General features: G+C 38.6%; 17 protein-coding genes. 14 read left to right on the top strand and 3 right to left on the bottom strand.

Annotated elements, in window-relative coordinates:
• Positions 1-355: 355 nt before the first annotated feature.
• Both AB1471_RS08555 and AB1471_RS08550 read right to left on the bottom strand, forming a co-directional pair.
• Positions 356-1,312 (bottom strand): right-handed parallel beta-helix repeat-containing protein, encoded by a 957-nt coding sequence (locus AB1471_RS08555; protein ID WP_367779334.1) that lies wholly within the window; start codon positions 1,310-1,312, stop codon positions 356-358.
• Positions 1,313-1,928: 616 nt separating this feature from the next.
• Positions 1,929-2,318 carry a reverse transcriptase-like protein gene (locus AB1471_RS08550; protein ID WP_367779333.1) on the bottom strand — a complete coding sequence of 130 codons (390 nt, stop codon included), beginning with the start codon at positions 2,316-2,318 and terminating at the stop codon, positions 1,929-1,931.
• Positions 2,319-2,414: 96 nt separating this feature from the next.
• On the opposite strand from AB1471_RS08550, the gene AB1471_RS08545 reads away from it, so the two are divergent.
• Together AB1471_RS08545 and AB1471_RS08540 are read left to right on the top strand one after the other, a co-directional pair.
• Positions 2,415-3,071 carry a reverse transcriptase-like protein gene (locus AB1471_RS08545; RefSeq protein WP_367779332.1) on the top strand — a complete coding sequence of 219 codons (657 nt, stop codon included), beginning with the start codon at positions 2,415-2,417 and terminating at the stop codon, positions 3,069-3,071.
• Positions 3,072-3,094: 23 nt separating this feature from the next.
• A complete protein-coding gene (locus AB1471_RS08540; RefSeq protein ID WP_367779330.1) occupies positions 3,095-3,271 on the top strand; it encodes a zinc-finger domain-containing protein in 177 nt (58 codons plus the stop codon).
• Between the two features lie 69 nt (positions 3,272-3,340).
• Here the strand turns inward: AB1471_RS08540 and cspD are convergent, their stop codons facing one another.
• Positions 3,341-3,538 carry a cold-shock protein CspD gene (cspD, locus tag AB1471_RS08535; protein ID WP_367779329.1) on the bottom strand — a complete coding sequence of 66 codons (198 nt, stop codon included), beginning with the start codon at positions 3,536-3,538 and terminating at the stop codon, positions 3,341-3,343.
• A gap of 341 nt (positions 3,539-3,879) precedes the next feature.
• On the opposite strand from cspD, the gene AB1471_RS08530 reads away from it, so the two are divergent.
• From AB1471_RS08530 to AB1471_RS08475, 12 genes are all read left to right on the top strand, one after another.
• Entirely contained in the window at positions 3,880-4,821 is a 942-nt protein-coding gene (locus AB1471_RS08530) for a metal ABC transporter solute-binding protein, Zn/Mn family (protein WP_367779328.1), read from the top strand.
• Between the two features lie 2 nt (positions 4,822-4,823).
• A complete protein-coding gene (locus AB1471_RS08525) occupies positions 4,824-5,573 on the top strand; it encodes a metal ABC transporter ATP-binding protein (protein ID WP_367779327.1) in 750 nt (249 codons plus the stop codon).
• The gene (locus AB1471_RS08520; protein WP_367779326.1) at positions 5,554-6,462 is read left to right on the top strand and encodes a metal ABC transporter permease; all 909 of its coding nucleotides are present in this window, start codon (positions 5,554-5,556) and stop codon (positions 6,460-6,462) included. Before AB1471_RS08525 ends, AB1471_RS08520 begins: the two co-directional genes overlap by 20 nt.
• The gene (locus AB1471_RS08515) at positions 6,459-7,331 is read left to right on the top strand and encodes a metal ABC transporter permease (RefSeq protein WP_367779325.1); all 873 of its coding nucleotides are present in this window, start codon (positions 6,459-6,461) and stop codon (positions 7,329-7,331) included. The genes AB1471_RS08520 and AB1471_RS08515 overlap by 4 nt, the downstream gene beginning before the upstream one ends.
• Before the next feature lie 88 nt (positions 7,332-7,419).
• Positions 7,420-7,839 (top strand): transcriptional regulator MntR, encoded by a 420-nt coding sequence (gene mntR, locus AB1471_RS08510; RefSeq protein ID WP_367779324.1) that lies wholly within the window; start codon positions 7,420-7,422, stop codon positions 7,837-7,839.
• Positions 7,840-7,922: 83 nt separating this feature from the next.
• Positions 7,923-8,603, top strand: coding sequence for a class I SAM-dependent methyltransferase (locus AB1471_RS08505; RefSeq protein WP_367779323.1), 681 nt, complete (start codon positions 7,923-7,925; stop codon positions 8,601-8,603).
• A gap of 91 nt (positions 8,604-8,694) precedes the next feature.
• Positions 8,695-10,380, top strand: a complete 1,686-nt coding sequence (locus tag AB1471_RS08500) for a formate--tetrahydrofolate ligase (protein WP_367779322.1) — start codon at positions 8,695-8,697, stop codon at positions 10,378-10,380.
• Positions 10,381-10,473: 93 nt separating this feature from the next.
• The gene (locus AB1471_RS08495) at positions 10,474-11,193 is read left to right on the top strand and encodes an HD domain-containing protein (RefSeq protein ID WP_367779321.1); all 720 of its coding nucleotides are present in this window, start codon (positions 10,474-10,476) and stop codon (positions 11,191-11,193) included.
• Complete coding sequence (locus AB1471_RS08490; protein WP_367779320.1) at positions 11,190-13,058, top strand: ABC-F family ATP-binding cassette domain-containing protein; 1,869 nt, start codon at positions 11,190-11,192, stop codon at positions 13,056-13,058. Before AB1471_RS08495 ends, AB1471_RS08490 begins: the two co-directional genes overlap by 4 nt.
• Before the next feature lie 71 nt (positions 13,059-13,129).
• The gene (locus AB1471_RS08485) at positions 13,130-14,263 is read left to right on the top strand and encodes a conserved virulence factor C family protein (protein ID WP_367779319.1); all 1,134 of its coding nucleotides are present in this window, start codon (positions 13,130-13,132) and stop codon (positions 14,261-14,263) included.
• A gap of 12 nt (positions 14,264-14,275) precedes the next feature.
• Positions 14,276-14,710, top strand: coding sequence for a BrxA/BrxB family bacilliredoxin (locus AB1471_RS08480; protein WP_367779318.1), 435 nt, complete (start codon positions 14,276-14,278; stop codon positions 14,708-14,710).
• Positions 14,711-14,759: 49 nt separating this feature from the next.
• Positions 14,760-15,536 (top strand): class I SAM-dependent methyltransferase, encoded by a 777-nt coding sequence (locus AB1471_RS08475; RefSeq protein WP_367779317.1) that lies wholly within the window; start codon positions 14,760-14,762, stop codon positions 15,534-15,536.
• The last annotated feature ends 157 nt before the right edge of the window (positions 15,537-15,693 follow it).

Raw genomic sequence — 15,693 nt, 5'->3', positions numbered from 1 at the left:
GAACTGCACACCAATTGTTAGACAACACTAATAATTGGAGGTGCGGTTTTTTTATGGATAAATTTTCAAAAGAAGAAAAACTAGTGGAGTTAAAAGACATTTAGCAAGTGAAGGTTCCCTTTGAGGGTCCTCGGTTGAAAGTATTCATTTCTATAACCATCAGCGTTTTCAGAAAAAATTAAACAACCTAACTCCTATGACCATAGGAATTAGGTTGCTTAGTAGAGATTTTTACTTCCTGTCTACTTGACAATACTCACTTCAGATACCGGACTCATGCTGTATCCGTTGCCTAAGTGTCTAAATTTTTGGGTTCACTTCACAAAGACGTAGGGATAAGTAGACCCAGAACGGATTAGTTACATATACTGATTGGGGAACCGTTACCACATTTATTCCCTTTAAAATTATTATTGGCACCTTGATTTTCAATATCAGGACCAGGAGTGTTACCGAACGCACGATTAAAGAAAACATTATTTTGATTAGAAGTTGAGTTTAAGAAAATACCAATATTATCATTCTCATTAACTTTATTCCGTGTAATTAGGTTATCATCTGAAGTGCTTAAGACAATACCATTCACCTCATTCTTATTAACGAGATTCCCTGTAATCATGTTGCTATTTGAATTGAGGGATAAAATAATACCACTACTACCATTATCATTAGTGGTATTTCCTTTAATCATGTTGTCATTTGAAATGCTTAAGAAAATACCACTGCCACTTTCAGTATTATTAGCGATATTTCTTTTAATCATGTTACTACCTGAATTGTTTAAGGAAATACCATCCACTCCATTATTATTAACATTATTACCTTTAATCAAGTTGTTACCTGAACCACTACTTAAGGAAATACCATTCACTCCATTATTATTAACGGTATTACCCTTAATCAAGTTGTTGCCTGAACCACTACTTAAGGAAATGCCAGCAACGGTAAAGTTTTGAATTCTAAAATTCTTCACTACTACGCCCGACTTACCATTAAGAGTTATACCCTCAGCTTGCACATCGGTTCCATCTATGACTGGTTTTGTTTTACCGATACCAATTAGCTTGATATCATCTTCAGTAATGCCAACGCTCTCCTCATAGGATGTACCATCTTCTTTTGGCTTGACTAATATAGTATCTCCTGGATTGGCCTCATTGACAGCTGCTTGAATGTCCGGAAACTCATCAGGTACAACGAGGGTTCTTCCACTAAAGAAAAAGAAAGTGAGCAAAAAGGTGCTTAAGAAGAATACTACAACAAACGTAAGCAGTATAGGCACTACGGAACACTTAATTTTTGAAGTTTTCAATCCTTCACCTCCCTGTCGAGAAAAAGCTGTTCTATAAGTTTTTTATCTTTGAAACACTTGCATACAAACTTAGCTGTGTTATAAGAAGTCAGTATGAAAACACGGACGAAAATCGTGGATATGACAATAGTTGGAGCCCGATTTTCTGGAACCTAGGAAAATCAATGCTGTTCATTTTCAGCCCAATTTTTAATTTTGTAACCTCTCTTATACAATATGAGAACCAAACAGTTCTGTCATAGATGGAACGCCCGTTATCATCTCCTGTATTCAAAATAAAAACTGCCCCCCAATTGTTAGACGTCATTGGAGGTGCAGCTTTTTTATAGATAAATTTTCAAAAGAATAGAAACTAATGATAGTAAAAAGACATTGAGTTGGTGAGGGTATGCAATCTCCGCAAGCGATAAACTAGATGTACTTAAACATATATAAGAACAAGAGGACGTCCACGAGAGGACATTGCCATTATTTTTAATATTAAGCCTCCAACCACCATTCAGAAGTGGCAAGCTATATGTAAAGATGGAGGTGCTGACGCATTATAACCGAAGGTAAAAGGGCGTCAATCCATAATAAAGTGTCTAACTTTTGGGGTCACTTTACTTGTTGTGGGTTACAAGCCCTTATGTATCGCTTGTCTAGCTAGAGCATCCGCTACTTTATTTTCTTTGCTTGGGATCCACTTAATAAAAAACAAATCGAATTGATCAAGCAATGGAATCATTTCATCCAAATAACGAGCATATTGTTTATTTTTAATAAATCGTTTTTCTACTGCTCCAAAAACAGCAATAGAATCGGTTTTGCATGAAATGATTTGGTCTTTAAAAGGTAGACACAACTTAAGACCATGAATGAGTGCTTCATATTCAGCTTCATGATTGTTCATGGCCCGGAGAGGGATCGCATGTTTTTTTGTGTGTTGGGCATTCTTTATAAAAATACCTGCGCCGCTTTTACCTGGATTTCCTGCGCTAGCTCCATCAATAAAAAGCTCTATCATAGAATCCCTCCTTTACTTTTCAATTATAGTCATACTTACACGTTCAAACAATATTGGAGTAAAGTAGGGGTTAGTCATGTAACAGGAGGAGATTGTATGGAAGTTAAACTACATTTTTTATACAAACATCCTACGCTTCCCTCGGTGCCATTTGAGTCTGATTGGATTCAAGATAAAATATCTTTGGCGATCATTTCAGATTTTGAAAAAACGGGGCGTATGAAAGAACTTAAGATTGAAGACGACTTTGGTCAAACTTGGAATTTAAAAGAATTTAAAAAATTAATGACACAAAAAGTCGAGCAAAAAACGAATGTGTCTATTGAGTTTGATGGGAGCTTCCATAAAGAAAACGGACAATCTGGAATAGGGGTTGTGCTACATTATAGTGAATCGAACAAGCGGTTTCGGGTGCGTGAAAATAATCATTTGAATCATTTGAAATCCAATAATGAAGCAGAATATGCTGCTCTTTATCGAAGCATCCAATTATGTGAAGAGCTCTTGATTAGTCATCAAAAAATTGCTGTGGTTGGGGATTCTTTAGTTGTTATCAACCAACTAAATGATGAATGGCCATGCTATGATCAGGTGTTAAATAATTGGCTTGATAAGATCGAAGTACTATGTAAGAAAAACAATTTAAAGATTGAAGCAACAGCTGTTAGACGAGAAAAAAATAAAGAAGCAGATAAATTAGCGTCTCAAGCGATAGAAGGCATCTTTATACAAAGTAAGACTGAGATAATGTAACCGATGAGAGGATGCTGAATATAGTGAAAAGAAGAAAAGTAATCGATGAAGTTCAAGAGTTGATTAATACGTACTGCGAAGGTTGTCCCGTTAAAAAACAACTTCGTATAGATGGAGGTAAAACACGTGCACACCGCTTTTGTATTCGTGAGTGTACAGTTGGGGAGAGAATTAGGCGCTACGGCAAACATTTAACTTAGTCGATTGAAAATTTTTCGAATAGAAAAAAGCTGACGATCAATGCGTCAGCCGAAGCTTTAATGAACTCATTATAACTTGACGACGTTTGAAGCTTGAGGGCCACGGTTACCTTCAACAATATCAAAAGATATTTCTTGACCTTCCTCAAGTGACTTGTAGCCATCCCCTTGGATTGCCGTAAAGTGAACAAAAACATCTTCACCGCCATCTACTTCAAGAAAACCGTATCCCTTTTCGTTGTTGAACCATTTAACTTTGCCATTCATATTACATCCTCCTACAACTTCAGAAGCACAGCACCGTGCTCAAGCCCGTGTATTTATCATTCCAAAAAACGGTCCGTTATATTACCATGACACATTTAGATCAATGATGATTTTAACTATACATCATTGATTATTCTTTATCAAGATAGCGATCGAATTTTCAATCAATTCACTTTGTTTTTTTTTCGTGAATATCTTGACAACTGTGGCTTAATTGATTAAAGTTGCATTAAGGAAACATTTGTGTTCGTAGTGAAATTTAATGTTGATTTATGTATTTTTTTGGAATTAAAGTTGCCTTTGTGCAAAAATAAAGCGTATGGGAAAAGGAGGATCTTTTTATGAAAAAGTTAAAGACAATGTTGGGTTTATCGGTTCTTAGTATTGCATTAGTTGGATGTTCTGAAGCACAAGAAGGAGATGGGGATACACCGATTAGGATCGTTACAACAACTTCACAAATTGGGGATTCAATTGAACAAATAGGTGGAGAGTTGGTAGAAGTTACTTCATTGATGGGTCCTGGAGTAGATCCTCACACCTATCAAGCGACTCAAAATGATATTCAATCACTCCAAAATGCTGACCTTGTTTTGTATAACGGCCTGCATCTTGAAGGTAGAATGAACGAAATTTTTGAGCAAATGGGTCCGTCAAAGTCTGTAGCTTTAGGTGATTCAATTGATGAAGAAAAATTACTAAAGAATTTTGAATATGAAGGGGCTGTAGACCTTGTAGACCCTCATATCTGGTTTGATGTTGATATATGGAAAGAAGCACTAGATATCGCAACTGAAACGTTAATTCAACATTTACCAGAAGATGAGGATCAACTAAAGCAGCGACAACAAGATTATTTTAATGAGTTGGATGAATTGATTGCACAAACAGCGCAGAAAATGGATCAACTATCCGATGAGCAGCGAGTGTTAGTAACAGCTCATGATGCGTTTGGATACTTTGGACGAATGCATGATTTGGAAGTGATTGGACTTCAAGGGTTAAGCACAGAAGATGAAATAGGCATTCGAGATATTGACTCAACGATAGAAATACTTGTAGAGCGAAATATCCCCTCGGTTTTTGTAGAAAGTAGTATAAGCCCTCGCTCCATTCAAGCAGTTATTGAAGGAGCAAAAGAAAAAGGTCATGATGTCACGCTAGGTGGAGAACTTTTTTCTGATGCAATGGGCGAAAAAGGGACAAAAGAAGGTACTTACATTGGTATGTATGAACACAATGTAGAGACAATTGTAAATGCATTGCTACGTGAGGAGGAGTAGAAATGGATGTTTTGACGGTACGAAATTTATCAACAGCATATCAAAGTAAAGTTGTACTTGATTCGCTTTCTTTCTCAGTTGAACAAGGGACGTTAACGGGAATTGTTGGACCGAATGGCGCTGGTAAATCAACGATGATCAAATCGATCCTCGGTCTACAACCAAAAATAAGCGGGGATGTGGAATTTTACGGAAACGCTCTGCAGTCTCAAAAACAACGAATTGGCTATGTTCCTCAAAGAGGCGCAGTAGATTGGGATTTCCCCACAAATGTAATCGATGTCGTAACGATGGGGTTATATGGACAAATAGGTTGGTTGCGTTTCCCGCGTGAAAAGCACCGTAAGCTTGCGATGGCTGCACTAGAGAAAGTAGATATGACAGAGTACGCGACAAGGCAAATCAGTCAACTATCTGGTGGGCAACAACAGCGTGTGTTTTTGGCAAGGGCACTTGTACAAGAAGCGGAACTATATTTTATGGATGAACCATTCGCAGGAGTAGATGCAAAAACGGAAAGAACAATCATTTCGGTTTTAGAAGAATTAAAAGATCAAGGAAAAACCGTTTTGGTGGTTCATCATGATTTGCAGACGGTCCCTCGTTATTTTGATCACGTGTTAATGCTAAATAAGCAACTGATTGCATACGGTCCAACAAAAGAAACATTTACCACAGCACACCTTTCCAAAACGTATGGTGGCACAATCCAGTGGTTGGGAGGGGAGAATCTTGGTCAGCGTTCTGTCTAGCCCAAACTTCCAATGGGTTTTGATGTCAACGATTTTGCTTGGTTTAGCAGCTGGAATGGTTGGTACAATGACACATTTACGTAAGCAAGGATTAATGAGTGATGCAATATCTCACGCAGCATTGCCTGGTGTGATGATGGCTTTCTTACTTTCAGGAGAAAAAGAACTTTTAGTACTCATCATTGGTGCTGCCATAAGCGGGTTGATTGGAGCCTATTTAATTCAAGTAATTGATCACACGACTCGAATAAAAGAAGACGCAGCGATGGGGATTATATTGTCTGTGTTTTTCGGTGGTGGCATTATGCTTTTAACGATAGCAAATCGAGTTGGTGGTGGAAAACAAAGTGGATTAGACAGTTTTATCTTCGGGCAAGCAGCATCAATGGTTAGAAGCGATGCGGTCATTATGGGCTTGATTGCTTTACTCGTAATTATATTAATCGCACTGTTTTTTAAAGAATGGAAAGTCGTTTTATTTGATCCAAATCATGCAAATATGATTGGTATCCCGGTAAAAGTGTATCAATCACTTTACACTTTTTTACTCGTATTTGTTATTGTCATTGGGATTCAAGCAGTTGGGGTTATTTTAATGGCTGCGTTGTTGATTATTCCTGCTGTTAGTGCCCGGTATTGGACGAATTCGTTGTTCGTTATGTTTATTTTATCAGCAAGTATTGGTGGTTTTTCTGGTGGGTTTGGCACTTTTGTGAGCACATTTGGAAGGAACTTACCGACAGGACCGTTGATCGTTCTTACGTCAGCTGCTCTATTTTTGGTGTCTCTCGTATTTGGCTCCAAGCAAGGCTTATTGAACACGTATAAACAAACGAATTTAATTAAAAAGAAACGGAACGTCCAAGTCCAAAGAGGTGATCTTGAATGAGCTATGTAGGCTGGATTTTAATTACGGGAGCACTTGTGGGCATTAGTTGTGGACTTATTGGTGTATTGCTTATTTTAAGACGAATGGCGATGATGGCAGATGCTATAAGTCATACTGTTCTTCTTGGAATCGTTGTAGCCTATTTGATTAGTGCTTCATTACAGGGTATGACGATGCTTATTGGTGCACTATTTGCTGGTTTATTGACTACTTGGCTCGTTCAGTGGTTTGAGTCGAAAGGGATTCACAGTGATGCCTCGATAGGGGTTGTATTTACAACACTTTTTTCAATTGGTGTGGTATTAATTTCAACAAGTGTAGGGAACGTTCATTTAGATGTGAATCATGCGCTAATGGGTGAAATTTCTTTTATCCCTTGGAATGTCATTGAGCTACCGATAATTGGTGACATACCATTAGCAGTCGTCATGCTAACGGTTGTAACACTTATTGTTGTTTTAATGATCGGTTTGTTTTATAAAGAATGGAAAATTACAACCTTTGATCCTGCACTCGCTGTGAGTCTCGGTATTCCTGTTCTCTTATTGCATTATGTTTTTATGACTATGGTTTCAATTACAACCGTTGCAGCCTTCGATGCTGTAGGTGCCATCATGGTAGTTGCTATGCTCATTACACCTGCAGCAGCGGCAAATTTATGGACTGATCGGTTACTCGTGATGTTTGGATTAAGTGCATTTTTTGGGGCCGCTTCAAGTACGATTGGATATGGGATTGCCATTTGGTTGAATACATCCATCTCAGGTTCTATGGCATTTGCAACCGGGCTTATTTTTTTAATCAGTTACTTAGTAGCTCCTCTATACGGAATGATTTCCCGTCTTACCCGTAAAAGAACAGTCATTTGACTAAGGAATAGTTGTATACTCTTAGTCCTTATAGTAAACTTTTTAATAATGACGTCTTTTTACGGAGATTACTGAGGAGGGACCCCACGTGCCAACACCAAGCATGGAGGATTACATTGAACAAATTTATTTATTAATTGACAACAAGGGCTATGCCCGTGTATCGGATATAGCAGAAGCTTTATCCGTTCATCCTTCCTCCGTCACCAAAATGGTACAGAAATTAGATAAAGATGAATACCTGGTATATGAAAAATACAGAGGGCTTGTTTTAACAAAAAAAGGAACGAAAATTGGTAAGCGACTTGTATTCCGCCATGACCTACTTGAGCAATTTTTGCTACTAATCGGTGTGAAAGATGAAAATATTTATAATGATGTTGAAGGCATTGAACATCATTTAAGCTGGAACTCGATTGATCGTATCGGTGATGTCGTTCAATTATTAGAAAACCGTCCAGAGCTAGTTGATGAGTTGAAAAGCTTACAAGAAAAAGAAGATTCTTAAGCCTCCCATTGTTGGGGGGTTTTTTAGTAGGTGAGTATTGGAAACTTGCTTAAGGAAAATATATTTGGAGGGATTGTCTGAACATGGCGAAGGGATCTTGGTCATCTAAATCACAAAATGAATGGAATGAGCAAGCCGAAAGTTGGCATAGTAAAAGTACTCATATGTGGACAAAAGGGAGCAGGAAAATCATTGTACCCACAATAGAAACCCATTTACCGACTAACTCTACTATTCTTGATGTTGGCTGCGGAGATGGAATTGGTTCTCTTTTACTTTCTCAAAAAGGGTACGTGGTAACTGGAATGGATATTTCAGAAGAAATGATCCGTTTTGCTCAAAAAAATAGCTCTAATCATCTTTCCTTTAAGGTTGGAAATATGGAACGGTTGCAACTTGATAAACATACTTATGATGCGGTAATGTGTATTAATTCGCTTGAGTGGACAGAAAATCCATATAGCGTTATGCACCAAGTGAATAACGTGCTAAAACCAGGTGGTCTTGTATTTTGTGCGATTTTAGGACCAACTTCTGGCCCGCGCAGTAACAGCTTTCCCAGACTACTTGGGGAAAAGACGATTTGCAATACGATGATGCCGTGGGAATGGAAGGAACTGGCGAGTAAAATCGGATGGAACTACATTGAAGAAAAACATGTCTACAAAGAACGAGTGAACTCATTAGAAGTTGATCACTTGCCTGCTAAACTAAAACAATCTTTGTCGTTTTTTACGTTATTTATTTTCAGAAAACAAATCTAGAAAAAAGACAAAGATTTAAAAAAACAATAGAAGAAGACGGTCGTATTCATGGTATGATTATAACAGTACATAAAATATTGGGGGGACAAGTATGACAACGAACAAAACAGTACTATCAGATATTGAGATTGCGCAACATTCAAAAATGCAACCGATCACAACTATTGCAAATGGCATTGGCTTATCAGAGAATGATCTTGAACATTACGGGCAATACAAAGCGAAAATTAGCTTTGATGCGATCAAACGTTTGAAAACAGCTCAACAAGGTAGACTTATTCTCGTGTCATCAATCAACCCTACGCCGGCTGGTGAAGGAAAATCAACAGTGACAGTTGGACTTGGCGATGCTCTTCGGAAATTAGGTAAAAACGCAATGATTGCCATGCGAGAGCCTTCACTTGGTCCTGTAATGGGGGTAAAAGGTGGTGCAACAGGAGGCGGTTATGCACAAGTTTTGCCAATGGAAGATATCAATTTGCATTTTACTGGTGATATCCATGCAATTACGTCTGCAAATAACACGTTGGCTGCGATCATTGATAATCATTTACACCAAGGGAACAAGTGCAATATCGATCCAAGAAGAATCATTTGGAAACGTGTAATTGATATAAACGATCGTGCACTACGCAACGTTGTGATAGGACTTGGTGGACCTGTGCAAGGAGTACCACGCGAAGATGGTTTTGATATTACAGTGGCATCGGAAATCATGGCTGTGCTGTGTCTTGCTTCTGATCTTGAGGACTTGAAGAGAAGACTATCTCTCATGGTCATTGGGTTTACATACGATAAGGAACCAGTAACAGTAGGAGAACTAGGGGTTGAAGGTGCACTAACTTTATTATTAAAAGATGCGCTTAAACCAAACCTCGTTCAAACGATCGAACAAACCCCTGCACTTATTCACGGTGGACCTTTTGCAAATATTGCTCACGGCTGTAATTCAGTTATGGCAACAAAAACTGCACTTAAACTTTCTGATTATGTTGTAACAGAAGCAGGATTTGGTGCAGATCTAGGAGCAGAGAAATTTTTAAACATCAAAACGCGTGCCATTGAAAAAAACCCAGATGCTGTGGTTATCGTTGCAACCATTCGCGCACTGAAAATGCATGGAGGACAAGCGAAAGGCGAACTTGTCAATGAAAATTTACCTGCTTTACAAAGCGGTTTAGAAAACTTGAAGAAGCATATTGAAACGGTACAATCATTTGGACTTCCTTTTGTCGTAGCGATCAATCGTTTTCATACAGATACGCAAGCTGAGATTGACTTGCTTCAAAATTGGTGCAAAATTCAAGGTGTACCATACGGCTTAACGGAAGTTTGGGAAAAAGGTGGCGCTGGTGGCATCGACCTTGCTGAGCAAGTTTTAAGCGCCTTGGATGAAGAGCACTCTTTCCAACCACTTTATTCATTAGAAGACTCATTAAAGTCGAAAATCGAAACAATTGCTACAAATGTGTACGGAGCAAAAGGAGTGTCTTTCTCGTCAAAAGCAGAAAAGCAGCTTTTACAATTTGAACAATATGGATGGGGAGCTTTACCTATTTGTATGGCAAAAACGCAGTACTCATTGTCTGATGATGCATCACTTTTGGGTCGCCCAACCGACTTTACGATTGAAATTCGAGAAATCATTCCAAAACTTGGTGCAGGATTTATTGTCGCTCTAACAGGAAACGTCATGACGATGCCTGGTTTGCCGAAAAAACCAGCAGCTCTTCAAATGGATGTTACGAACGAAGGTAAAGCAACAGGTTTATTTTAAAAACATTCTTATTCGTGTGTGTCTTTATTTAGCTGTGATAGAATAAAGAAAATAAAAGAAGTCATAAAAATCAGTGGAGAGAAAAGCGGTGTAATGAAATTTCGCACCGCCTCCTCTGATCTGAAACAAATGATTACTACGAACGGTTGTGGAAGAATGAATACCATTAATAAGCAACATATCTTAACTGCAGAAGCATATGTCCGTCCTTTTTTTGAGCGCGATCATTCAGGACACGATTGGGGTCATATCCAACGTGTCAGAAGGAACGCTCTTTTTATTTGCAAACAAGAGTCATGTCAAAACCCTCAAGCAGTTGAGTTAATCTCATTGCTTCATGATGTCTCAGACCCTAAGCTGCATGAAACATATGAAGTCGGTCAAGACGCATTGGAAAAAGTGTTGAATGAACTATCATTTACACGTGAAACTGAACTACTCGTGAAGGAAGCAATAGTCTCCGTATCCTTTAACGGAGGGCATGAAAAATCTTTACCGTGCACTGAAGCAGCCATTGTTCGAGATGCAGATCGTCTAGATGCAATAGGGGCTGTTGGAATCGCTCGTACATTTGCATACGGTGGTAGCAGAGGTGCGAAAATGTACGATGATGAGATCCGAATCCGAGAAAAGATGACAGAGAAAGAATATCGAAGCGAGACGTCTACCACTGTTCATCATTTTTATGAAAAGTTACTTAAATTAAAAAACTTGATGGTGACAGAGACAGGAAAAAAACTCGCACATGAACGACATCAATTTATGGAAAGTTACTTAAAGCAATTTTTAAAAGAATGGAAGGGACAAGCGTGAAACAATTTGCAATCGAACAAATTGAAAAATCATACGGTGAAAAAACACTGTTTCGTGATTTATCGTTAACAATTACAGGTCATGAACGAATTGGGTTAATAGGTGTGAATGGCACAGGGAAATCGAGTTTACTTCGTTTAATAGCGGGACTTGACGGGGTGGATGCTGGGAGATTTGATCATCCAAATGATTTCGTTGTACGCTATTTAGCTCAGGATCCAATTCTTGATGAAGAACTAACGGTAATCGATGCAGTGTTTCAAAGTGACGCACCGATCATTCGGCATATGCGTGAATACGAGCAAGTGATGACTGAATATGAAAAAAATCCAAATTCAATCCAGATACAAGAGCGGTTTATGAAAGTTCAACAAGACATGGATCGAGTAAATGCATGGGATGCAAACTCTTCTGCTAAAACAGTTTTGTCTAAATTAGGTATTCAAGATGTAACAATGAAAGTAGGATCTCTATCTGGCGGACAAAAAAAGAGAGTGGCACTTGCACAAGTGTTGATTGAAACACCGGATTTGTTGCTACTGGATGAGCCAACGAACCATTTAGATTATGAAGCAATCGTTTGGCTAGAAGAATTTTTAAAAAGATACAAAGGTGCTGTCATGGTTGTATCCCATGATCGTTATTTTTTAGATCAAGTATCAACACGCATGATAGAAATTGATAAGGGGAAGGCCTATTCCTATAAAGGGAATTACCAAGCATTTATTGAAGCAAAGGCATCGCGTGAAGAGCAGGAAAGTCAGCTAATGCAGAAAAAACAAAACCTTTATCGGAATGAACTTGCGTGGATGCGCAAAGGAGCAAAAGCCCGAACAACGAAACAAAAAGCACGAATCCAGCGTTTTGAATCGCTTGAAGAGGAAGTGAGTCCGTCCACTAATCAAGACCAAATGGCTGTTGGAATTGCAGCAAGCAGGCTTGGTAAACAAGTAATCGAGCTTAAAAATGTTGCAAAATCATTTGATGGAAAAATGCTGTTTCAACAGGTGAACTTGCTCGTTCAGCCTAGAGCTAGATACGGCATAGTTGGCAAGAACGGCACCGGAAAATCTACCTTGTTAAATATTATTGCACGTCAACTCGAACCAGATACGGGAATTGTCATGATAGGACAGACCGTTAAAATGGCGTATTTCTCTCAACATGCCAAAGATATGGATCCATCCTTACGCATGATCGAATACATTCGTGAAGGAGCAGAAGTGATCGAGACAGAAGAAGGCAGTGTATCGGCAGCACAAATGCTTGAACGCTTTTTATTCCCTCTATCATCTCACGGCACCCCCATTTACAAACTTTCTGGTGGAGAAAAGAGAAGGTTATATTTATTAAAACTGCTCATGGATCAACCTAACGTACTGTTATTAGATGAGCCAACAAATGATTTAGATACAGAAACACTTACGGTTCTTGAGCAATTTATTGAAGAATTTTCAGGTGTTGTGATAACTGTATCCCATGATCGGTATTTTCTTGATAAAATTGCCGAACATTTAGTGGTGATTGAAGGAAATGGACGTATTGAAATCTTACAAAGTGATTACTCGACGTATTTAAAGCATCAATCAGAAATGAAAAAACACGTTCAAACCCAAAGCAAAGTAGTGACAACTCAGACTGAGAAAAAGAAAAAAATGTCTTACTTAGAAAAGAAAGAATGGGAAGAAATCGACGAATCAATCGAAAAAGTTGAATCTCGTCTTGAGCAATTAGAAATAGATCTGCAAAAAATCGGCAGTGACTTCGAAAAAGCGGAGCAGATAATGGAAGAACAAGTTAAATGTAATGACGAATTGGAAAAACTGATTGAACGCTGGAGCTATTTATCTGAATTAGCCCTTTAAGTCTCTGTCTTCGATTCGAGCAACGTTATATGTTAGAATCGTATAAAATGCCATGTGAAAGGAGCGGTTCTTTGAAAATTTTATCGATTGAACCAACACCAAGTCCAAATACGATGAAAGTCATTTTAGATCAAGCACTTCCCGAAGGAAAAAGTAACAACTATAAACGTGATGACGCAGACCAAGCGCCTGATAAAATTAAAACGATTTTATCCATTGAAGGTGTAAAAGGTGTTTATCACGTTGCTGACTTCTTAGCAGTAGAAAGGCACCCGAAAATGGATTGGCAACAAATCCTTCCACATGTCAGAGAAACTTTCGGAGAAGCCCGCGAAGATGTGGATCCATCTCATCAGATCGATGAGCACTTTGGTGAAGTTCAAGTGCAAGTCTTGCAGTTTAAAGGCATCCCATTACAAGTTAAATTATTGGATGGTATGAGTGATAAGAGATATGGACTTCCAGATTATTTTACTCAATCAATGTCAGAAGCACAGCTTGAAGGTGACAATGTTGTCCTATTGCGCAAATGGAAAGACTTTGGTGTCCGGTATGGGGAACTTGATCAAATTGCTCAAGAAGTCATTGATGAATTGCTTGCGTCATATCCATCCAGACGAATTCAAGCCATAGTGACAGCAGCTAAAGAAACAGGTGTAAAAGAAGCACCCGTAAGGAAAGGCTTAGTTAAAGTTGATATTCAGATGTTCCAACAAGCAGAAAACTGGCAACAACGCTATCAATTGCTTGAACAAATGCCTACACCAACGGTTGATGAATTACCAGTACTCAATGAAGCATTGAAAGATGAAAAACCATCCGTTAGAAGACTATCAGTTGTTTACTTAGGAATGATTGAGGATGAGCGCGTATTGCCATCACTTTACCGAGGTCTTAACGATAAAAGTGTAACCGTGCGACGTACTGCTGGGGATTGTTTATCTGACTTAGGTTTCGCTCAAGCAGAATTTGAAATGGCTCGGGCGCTTAGCGACAAAAATAAACTTGTCCGTTGGAGAGCAGCCATGTTTTTATATGAAGTAGGAACAACAAACTCACTTTCTGCATTAAAGAACGTTCAAAATGATCCCGAATTTGAAGTTAAGCTTCAAGTAATGATGGCAATCGAACGTATTGAAGGTGGAGAAGAAGCAAAAGGTTCAGTGTGGAAGCAAATGACTGAAGCAAGACAAAATGGAGTGTAGGAGGAATTGATTATGTCGATGGCATATGAAGAATACATGAAGCAATTAGTAAAACCAATGCGTCAAGAGCTTACACAAGCAGGCTTTAAAGAATTGGTAACAGCAACTGAAGTCGAGGATTTTATGACAAATGCTGATGGAACGTCGCTTGTTGTAATCAATTCAGTTTGTGGCTGTGCAGCCGGACTTGCACGACCAGCTGTTACGCAAGCGTTGATCACGCATGAAAAAGAACCGGATCATCTTATCACTGTTTTTGCAGGTCAAGACAAAGAGGCAACGATAAAAATGAGAGGTTACATGAATGGGTTAGAACCTTCATCACCATCGATCGCCTTGCTAAAGGGGAATGAAGTCGCTCACTTTATCCCACGTGAAGAAATTGAAGACCATTCAGTAGAAGAAATTGTTGCGAACTTAAAAGGCGCAATGGATATCTATTGTTAAAAAGCGCCTTTTCGGCGCTCTTTTTCTGCACAAATGGAGGGAAATAAGAATGATTATTACAACGGCTGGCCGTCCATCTTCACAGCAACTAAGTCTAGGAAATGAAGTCGCTACCCATTTTGGAGGACGATTTGTAGAGCGGAAAAAAAGATCGATTGAAAAGATGCTTGTGACCTATAAACAACCTTTAATCGTCGTTAGTAAGAATCGATTTGAGTTATATGAGAAAGATCATCAAGCACCATTCTTTTTTCATCCTAACTCAAGCGCATTTCGTGTCAAAAGAATGATCAAGGGAGAAGTAGATCCACTGATTGATGCTGCTTCTTTAGTTGAAGGAGACTCTTTTCTTGATTGCACACTGGGCATGGGTTCGGATGCAATCGTTGCATCTCTTGCTGTTGGATTGAGTGGACAAGTGATTGGAATCGAACATAACAAAATAATTGCCTATTTAATTAAACAAGGATTAGAGACTTGGGATTCGGAAAATCAAACAATGAATGATGCGATGAGAAAAATAGAAGTGTATGCAAGTAATCATTTGGAATATTTAACCTTATGTGAGTCCAAGTCTATTGATGTTATCTATTTTGATCCAATGTTTGAAGAACAGATCAATGAAGCAAATGGAATTGAAGAATTGCGTCAATACGCGAATTATTCAGATGATTCGATTGCTCAAGCTGTAAATGAAGCAAAAAGAGTGGCACGAAAACGTGTTGTATTTAAAGATCATTTCAGGTCAACCCGTTTCGAGCAGCTTGGGTTTAACGTCATTAAAAGACATTCTTCAAAACAACACTATGGATTCATACAAAGTTAAGATCCTCACTATAAATAATCGACCGCGCCTCATCGCATGTCAACACTAAACTACCAGTAGAAGTTGTTGAAGAAAAACAAAACACACCGTCAATCGACGGTGTGTAGTCATTACTCTGCAACCTGAAGGTAGACAAAATAAGCTAACATTAATAAGA

The organism is Jeotgalibacillus marinus (genome assembly GCF_040801915.1).
In the GTDB taxonomy this organism is placed as follows: domain Bacteria; phylum Bacillota; class Bacilli; order Bacillales; family Jeotgalibacillaceae; genus Jeotgalibacillus; species Jeotgalibacillus marinus.
This window is presented reverse-complemented; position numbering and strand designations above follow the sequence as displayed.